Annotated in this window: 7 protein-coding genes; 2 read left to right on the forward strand and 5 right to left on the reverse strand. The window is 69.2% G+C overall.

Annotated elements, in window-relative coordinates; translation table 11 throughout:
• Window positions 1–157 precede the first annotated feature (157 nt).
• A complete protein-coding gene (locus tag CCN51_RS33460; protein WP_086013689.1) occupies window positions 158–877 on the forward strand; it encodes a SanA/YdcF family protein in 720 nt (239 codons plus the stop codon).
• A gap of 8 nt (window positions 878–885) precedes the next feature.
• On the opposite strand, the gene cutA is transcribed toward CCN51_RS33460, so the two are convergent.
• Window positions 886–1,209: a divalent-cation tolerance protein CutA gene (gene cutA, locus CCN51_RS33465; protein ID WP_014179918.1), complete on the reverse strand. Its 324-nt coding sequence runs from the start codon at window positions 1,207–1,209 to the stop codon at window positions 886–888.
• Between the two features lie 120 nt (window positions 1,210–1,329).
• Here cutA and CCN51_RS33470 point away from each other — a divergent pair, with 120 nt between their 5' ends.
• A complete protein-coding gene (locus tag CCN51_RS33470; protein WP_014179917.1) occupies window positions 1,330–1,728 on the forward strand; it encodes a cupin domain-containing protein in 399 nt (132 codons plus the stop codon).
• 35 nt (window positions 1,729–1,763) lie between these two features.
• Here the strand turns inward: CCN51_RS33470 and CCN51_RS33475 are convergent, their stop codons facing one another.
• The 4 genes from CCN51_RS33475 to CCN51_RS33490 all read right to left on the reverse strand — a co-directional run.
• Entirely contained in the window at window positions 1,764–4,352 is a 2,589-nt protein-coding gene (locus CCN51_RS33475; protein ID WP_014179916.1) for a CBM35 domain-containing protein, read from the reverse strand.
• 35 nt (window positions 4,353–4,387) lie between these two features.
• Window positions 4,388–5,221, reverse strand: a complete 834-nt coding sequence (locus CCN51_RS33480) for a carbohydrate ABC transporter permease (protein WP_043491695.1) — start codon at window positions 5,219–5,221, stop codon at window positions 4,388–4,390.
• A gap of 11 nt (window positions 5,222–5,232) precedes the next feature.
• On the reverse strand, window positions 5,233–6,174 hold the full coding sequence (locus CCN51_RS33485) for a carbohydrate ABC transporter permease (protein WP_014179914.1): 942 nt from the start codon (window positions 6,172–6,174) through the stop codon (window positions 5,233–5,235).
• A 16-nt stretch (window positions 6,175–6,190) separates the two neighbouring features.
• Window positions 6,191–7,042, reverse strand: an 852-nt coding sequence (locus CCN51_RS33490; protein ID WP_143675968.1) for an ABC transporter substrate-binding protein, incomplete at its 5' end; no start/stop codon positions are given.

The following is a 7,042-nucleotide window of genomic DNA, read 5'->3' on the forward strand; positions in this document are numbered from 1 at the left end:
GGGCACGACGGGATCACCTGCTGTTTTCGCTGACGGGGAAACTCACGGGGAAGCTGACAAGACTAATGCGGCGGCGTCACCCGGCCGAACCGATCAAGCAACCGATCGGCCGTGGTCAGCGTCAGTCCAGTCGGACAGCGGAGAAAGCGGTGGACGGATGGGTGCCGGAGAGCGGGTACGGAGAGCCGTGCGGGCCGTGCGGGCGCGGCTGCGGCTCCCCAGGACCCGGCGCGGGCAGCGCCGCGCCGTCCAGGTGGTGATGGCGTTGAGCGTGGTCGCGCTGCTGCCCGCGACCTGGCTGCGGCTGGCCACCGACGCCCGGGTCCGTACGGTCGCGGACGTCCCCAGCGCCCCGGTGGCGGTGGTCTTCGGCGCCGGGCTGTGGAACGGCGAGCCGTCCCCGTATCTGGCGCACCGCCTCGACGCGACCGCCGAGCTGTACGAGCGGGGCAAGATCCGCGCGATCCTGGTGACCGGCGACAACAGCCGGCACGACTACGACGAGCCGGACGCGATGCGCGCCTATCTCGTCCGGCACGGCGTGCCTGACCAGCGCATCGTCAGCGACTACGCCGGGTTCGACACCTGGGACTCGTGCAGCCGCGCCGAGCGGATCTTCGGCGTGCACCGGGCGGTGCTGGTGAGCCAGGACTTCCATATCCGCCGGGCGCTGGCGCTGTGCGAGGCGGCGGGCATCGACGCGTACGGGGTCGGCGTCGCCGAGCCGCACGATGCGACGTGGCTCTTCGGCGGGGCCCGGGAGGCCGTCGCGGCGGGCAAGGCCGCGCTGGACGCGACCTTCAAGCCGGATCCGCACTTCCTGGGGCCGCGCGAGCGGGGGATCGACAAGGCGCTGGCGGGCTCCGGTTCCCGCTGAGTCGTACCTCAGTCGATCGTCGTCTGTTCCACCACCCACGCCAGGTAGTCCTCGCTGCCCTGTGTGATCGGCGTCGCGATGATCTCCGGTGTCTCGTAGTCGTGTGCCTCGCGGAGGTGCGCCTCCAGCTCCCCGTACCGCGCCGCGGTGGTCTTGAACAGCACCTGCCACTCCGCGGCCGTCTCGATCTCACCCTGCCACCGGTACACCGACGTCACGGGCTGGCTGATCTGCGCGCAGGCCGCGAGCCGCGCGGTCACGGCCCCTCGTGCCAGTGCCTCGGCCTTCTCGGGGGTGTCGGTGGTGGTCAGTACGGTCAGGAAGTCGGCCACGGCAGAAGAGCCTTTCTGTGCCTCGTCTATTTCCCGGCTGTGCGACTGGCGCGCAACACGTTAGCCGGTGACGATTGAGGTGACCCGGCGACGATCAGACACGGCCGATCGAGGACAACCATGGACGACCTCACCGCACTCGCACGTCACCACCTGGACCGGGCCAAGACCGAGCCCCACGGCCGAAGCTCACATCTCTTCCTGCACGACGGGCCGCTGCGGCAGAGCGTGATCGCCATGGTCGCCGGCTGCGAGCTCGAAGAGCACAACGCGCCCCCGGCGGCCAGCCTGCAGGTGCTGCACGGGCATGTCCGGCTGACCGCGGGCAAGACCGGTCACGTCCGGCTGGAGCTCATCGCGGGGCAGGTGCAGCGCATCCCTCAGGAGCGCCACGCGCTGGTGGCGGTGGAGGACTCGGTGGTGCTGCTGACCGCCGTGACCGCCACGGTGGGCTGCCCCACCCCCACCGAGGAGGCCGCCGCGCACCATCACATGGCGCGCCCCCATATGGCGGGCTGATCCGCCATACGGGGGCGCGGGGGCTCACTCCGGTCTCAGCCCGTGACCGGGGCGAGCTGGACGCGGTCGATGTTCGGGGCGTACGAGCTCGCGTTGGAGAACGTCAGCGTGTTCGCGCCCTTGGCCAGGTCGACCGGGACGCCGACGCTCCAGTAGTCGTTCCAGGTCCAGGTGTTCTTGAACGTGACGCGCTGGGCCGCGCCGCTCCCGACCGCGATATCGGCGGTCCGGGAGATGATGTTGGTGTTGTACTGGTGGCCGTCCGCGCGCTGGTTGTTGGCGTAGTGGACGATCAGCATGTAGCGGCCCGCCGAGGGGGCCTGGACGGTCAGCTTGAGGTTGTTGGCCGCGCCGGCGCCGAGCGAGCCGACGTAGGCGCCGCCCGAGGCGTATTCGCTGGAGGTCGTGGCGGCGACCCCGCCCAGGGTGCCGCTCTCGGCCTCGTACGAGGCGAGTCCCGTGGTGTCGCCCGCGCCCGTGGCGTCGAGGGAGGAGAGCCGGACGGCGGAGCCGGTGGCGGAGGCGGCGGTGACGCGGTTGTTGCCCGCGGTGAGGAAAAGCCGCAGGGCCCGCTCGGGAGCGGTGGTCGTGGTGGTGCCGTACAGGGACAGCTTGACGGGGGCGCCGGAGCCGCGCGGGGTCAGGGTGTAGTAGCCGTCGCGCGGCGCGTACACATCGAAGACCGCGGCGTCCGGGCCGTCGAGCTCCAGGGATCCGGTGCCGACGCCGGCCGCCGAGGAGTAGTCGTAGCGGGGGCTGCCGGAGGGGTCGGCCAGAGTGGCCTCGTACGAGACGGACGAGGCGGCCGGGGTGGTGGCGGCGGTCAGGTCGATCTTGTCGAGGGTGACCTCGCCCTTGTCGTGGGCCAGGGTGAGGGTGTGGCGGCCCGCGCCCAGCCGGACGGTCAGGTGCTGGATGCCGCGGTAGGTCCAGTTGAGTGTGGAGGGGTAGGTGACCGTCTGCTCCTCGGCCGAAGCAGGCCGGCCGTCGATGGTCAGGGTCTGGGTGGAGGGGGCACCGGCCTGGTTGCCGTAGAAGATCGCCAGGTCGTAGTTGCCGGTCTTGGGGGCGTCGACGTCGAAGGCGACCTTGCTGGTGGGCTTGTTGAGGGAGCCGACGTCCTTGGTGCCGGAGGCGGCGTAACCGTTGGCGTTGGAGACGGTGCCCTGGGTGTAGACCTGGCCGTCGGTGATGGTCGCCCGCACCGGGTCCTCAGCCTCGTACGACGCGCTCCACGGCACGTCGGCGGCGCGCGGGGTGCCGGTGCCGGCCGGGGTGAGCGTGATCCGGTACGCGGACATCACCTTCATACCGGTCAGCGGCACGGTCACCGAGCCGTCCGCGCCGACCTTGACCTCGCTCCGGGACAGCACGCGCGGCGGTGCGGCCGCGCCCTCGTAGCCGGACCATTCGGCCTCGGAGACGGTCGCCACCACGCGCGAGCCGAACAGGTCGCGGTCGACATGCTGGACCGCCACGTCCGCGGCGCCCGCCGAGCCGCCCACGAGGATCTGCGCCTGCTTGCGGGACGGGTCGTACGAGGCCAGGCCCTGGAGGGTGTCGATGGCGTTGGCGGTGGGCGGGGTGACCTTGACGGTGCGGCCGGTCATCCCGGCGTACCAGCGGAAGAACCACCAGCCGCCGTTGGGGATGTTGGACCGTACGACATTGCCGCTGAGGTTGCCGGCGGCGTCCCAGTAGGCCTGGTTGGCGTACACCTTGTTGCGCTCGAACATCGACACCCACTGGACCAGCTGGCCCGGGACGGACAGGTCGCGGCGGTTGGCGTACTCGTCGATGCTGATCGGGCGCGGCGAGATCCCGACGCTCTTCTCCAGCGCGCGGTAGTGGTCGTAGTGGGACTGGAAGTCCTTCAGCGAGCCCGACGACAGCTCATGCCAGGTCATCACATCCGGCAGCACGTTGTTGGCCTTCGCCCAGGTCAGGAACTCCGGGAGGAAGCGGGTGTCGTAGCCCGCCTCGTTGGGGCCGGCGATCCGGGCGGTCGGGTCGATGGAGCGGATGCGCTGGTAGACCGTCTTCCACTCGGCGAAGAAGCGGTCCCGGCCCTTCTGGTAGGCGGCGGGGTCGGAGGAGTCGAGCTTGTACCAGATCTGGTCGGGCTCGTTGAACGGCACATAGACGAACCGCTCGCTGTGCGGCGCGCCCGCCACATCCTTGGCCATCTTCTCGACCTTGGGGAGGTAGTCGTCGATCCCCAGGTCCTGGTACGGCCACTGGGTGTACATGTCCTGGAGCAGGATGTAGACGTCGTCCCCGCCGTTGCGGAAGAAGGACTTGGAGACCGTCAGCGCGTCCCCGTTGGGGTGCTGTGCTCCGCCCTCCGGCTTCTGCGAGATGGTGGTCAGCTTGAGCGGGGCGAGGGCGGCGTCGCTGGGCACGCCGTCGTCGCTCAGCCCGTACAGCGCCCCGTTGGCGCCGTGCAGCACCGGGCCCTCGCTCGCGGCGAGGTCTACGGCGATGCGCTGGGCCTGAGCCTGAGCCTGGGCCGCCTTGGACTGTCCGGCCTTATCGGTGTCGGCGTGCGCGGCGCCGGGCAGCGTGGCGGCGATCAGCGCCGCCGCCCCGGCTATCACGGTGGTGAGGGCTCGTCGCTTTCTCATCGGAACTCTTCTCACAGGACCTCCAGTTACTCCAGTTACTTGACGGCTCCACTGGTGATTCCAGAAACGATCTTTCGCTGGGCAATCAGGAACACCGCGACCATGGGCAGGCTCATGACCACCACATAGGCGAAGACCAGATGCCAGTTGTTGAGGTAGAGCTGTGCGCTGGCGACCTTGTAGAGGCCCAGCGGCAGCGTCGCCTTGTCCCCTCCGCCCAGGACGAAGAAGGCGTAGAAGATGTCGCTCCAGGCGTAGAGCATGACCATGATCGTCGCGGTGGCGATCACGGGGCGCAGCAGCGGCAGGATGATCCGCGCGAAGACGCGCAGCGGCGAGGCGCCGTCCATCCGCGCGGCCTCCTCCAGCTCCAGGGGGATGGTGCGGATGAAGCCGGTCATGAAGAAGATCGACGTGGACAGATACATCCCGGTGTAGACGGCGATCATGCCGGGGCGGGTGTTGGCCAGGCCCAGCTGCCGTAGCTCCATGACGATGGTGATCACGGCGGGTGGCAGCAGCAGCCCGCTGATGGTGAGGGCGTACGCGGCCGACACCAGCCGCCCCCGGCGCCGGGCGAAGACCCAGGCGGCGCCCGCGCCCAGCACCAGGACCAGCACCACCGAGGGCGCCACGACCAGCAGGCTGTTGACGAAGCCGCGCACCATCTCGCCCTCGCTGAGGGCCCGGTCGTAGTTGGCGGCGGGCTGCCAGTGTCCTGGCAGGTCGAGGTTGGGCTTGACGGCTTCGCCCTGGGGTTTGGCCGAGGTGGCCAGGACCAGCCACAGCGGTACGCCGACGGCGAGCGCGGCGAGCAGCAGGACGAGGGCGGGGCGTGCGTACCGCCAGACCCGGGCGGTCGGAGTCATGACCAGCGCACTCACAGCATCTGCTCCCTTCGGCGCAGTCCGACCACCAGCGGGATCGCGACGGCCACGACCACCAGGAAGAGCACCAGGCTCATCGCGGACGCCTGCGCGTACAGGCCCTGTCCGAAGACCCGGAACATGTAGATGTTGAAGACCTCGGTGGAGGACGCCGGGCCGCCGCCCGTGGTCGCCTGCACGATGTCGAAGGTGTTCATCGAGCCGATCAGCGCGGTGGTCACATTGAAGGTGACCGCGGGCGCGAGCATCGGGAAGCGGATCGACCAGAACGTCCGCCAGGCGCCGGCGCCGTCGACCTTGGCGGCCTCCAGCATGTCGCCGGGGATGCCCTTGAGCCCGGCGAGGTAGATGAGCATGGCCAGCCCCATCCACTTCCATCCGTGAATGGCGCTGACCAGCACCATCGTCCAGGTGGTGGAGCCGAGCCACGGAATGTCCGTGCCCAGGAGCTGGTTGACCGCGCCGTCCTGGTCGAGCAGGGCCTGGAAGACATAGCCGACGGCGAGCGCGGAGATCAGCACGGGCAGGAAGAACACCGCGCGGAAGAAGCGGTTGAAGCGGGTGTCCTGCTCCAGCAACAGGGCCAGCACCAGCCCGAAGACATTCTGGAAGAGCGCCGCGAGCACCGCGTACACCAGGGTGGTGCGGATGGCGCGGAGCAGCGAGCCGTCGTCGGCGATGGTGGTGAAGTTGTCGAGTCCGGCGAAGGAGATGCCGGTGTGGTACGCCGACCAGTTGGTGAACGGGTAGAAGAAGTTCAGCAGGTTCGGCAGCAGGAAGAAGCCCGCGAAGACCACCACGGCCGGCAGCGCGAACCACCAGGGATGGTGCACGGCCGCTCTGGACAGCCGCCCCACGCTCTTCCGCTGCCCGCCCCTTTTGCCTCCGCTGCCCCCGGCGGCCCGGGCGCGCGTACGTATGGCGGTGTCTGCCACGGCTGGCCCTCCTCGCTCAGAAGCCCGGAGCGCTCTGGGCCTTGGCCACCTGGGCGAACTGGTCCTGCACCCATTTGGCGACCTGCTTCGGCGACTTCTTGCCGTAGATCATGTCGCCGAGGGCGAGGTGCAGATCGGGGGCGACGATGGCCTTGGCCTGGAACACCCCGATGGCCTTGGGCAGTTGGGCGACCTGGGCCTTGGCGGTCTGGGGCAGGCCGTCGGGGGTCGGCACGGACGGCTCGATGGAGGGGATCTTCATCGTCTTGATGTAGTCCGCGTAGTCGGGGCCGAGCCAGAAGGCGAGGAACTGGCGGGCGGCGTTCTGCCGCTTCTCGTCACCGGTTTTGAAGGCGACGACGCCGTTCGTCTGGTCCGGGGAGTACAGGCCGGTGGCGCTGGAGTTGGCGATGGGGAACCAGCCGAGCTTCTTGTCGATCTCGGCGGTGCTGTGCTTGGCCTGGATCTGGCTCTGGAAGGACGTGACGTTGAGGACCATGCCCGCGTCGCCGTTCCAGAGGGCATCCGCGGAGTCGGTGAAGGTGCCGGTCCGGTAGTTCTTCTGGGCGAGCCCGGCGCCGAGCAGCTTGTCCTTGTAGGTGGTGATGGCCTTGACGACGGTCGGGTCGGTCCATTTGTTCTCGTTCTTGTTGAGCCCTTCCCACCACTGCTTGTCCAGGTCGGTCAGCTGCACCTGGACCTGCCACTGCAGCGGCCACTTGTCGCCGCCCACCTCGTAGAAGGGCGCGGTGTCCGGCACCTTGGCCTTGATGCGATGGCCGAGGGCGAGCAGTTCCGCGTAGCTCTTGGGGAAGTCCTTCTCGGCGATGCCCGCCTTCTTGAAGACGTCCTTGTTGTAGTAGACGCC

Origin of the sequence: Streptomyces milbemycinicus (assembly GCF_002154605.1) — a bacterium.
GTDB classification, from domain to species: domain Bacteria; phylum Actinomycetota; class Actinomycetes; order Streptomycetales; family Streptomycetaceae; genus Streptomyces; species Streptomyces milbemycinicus.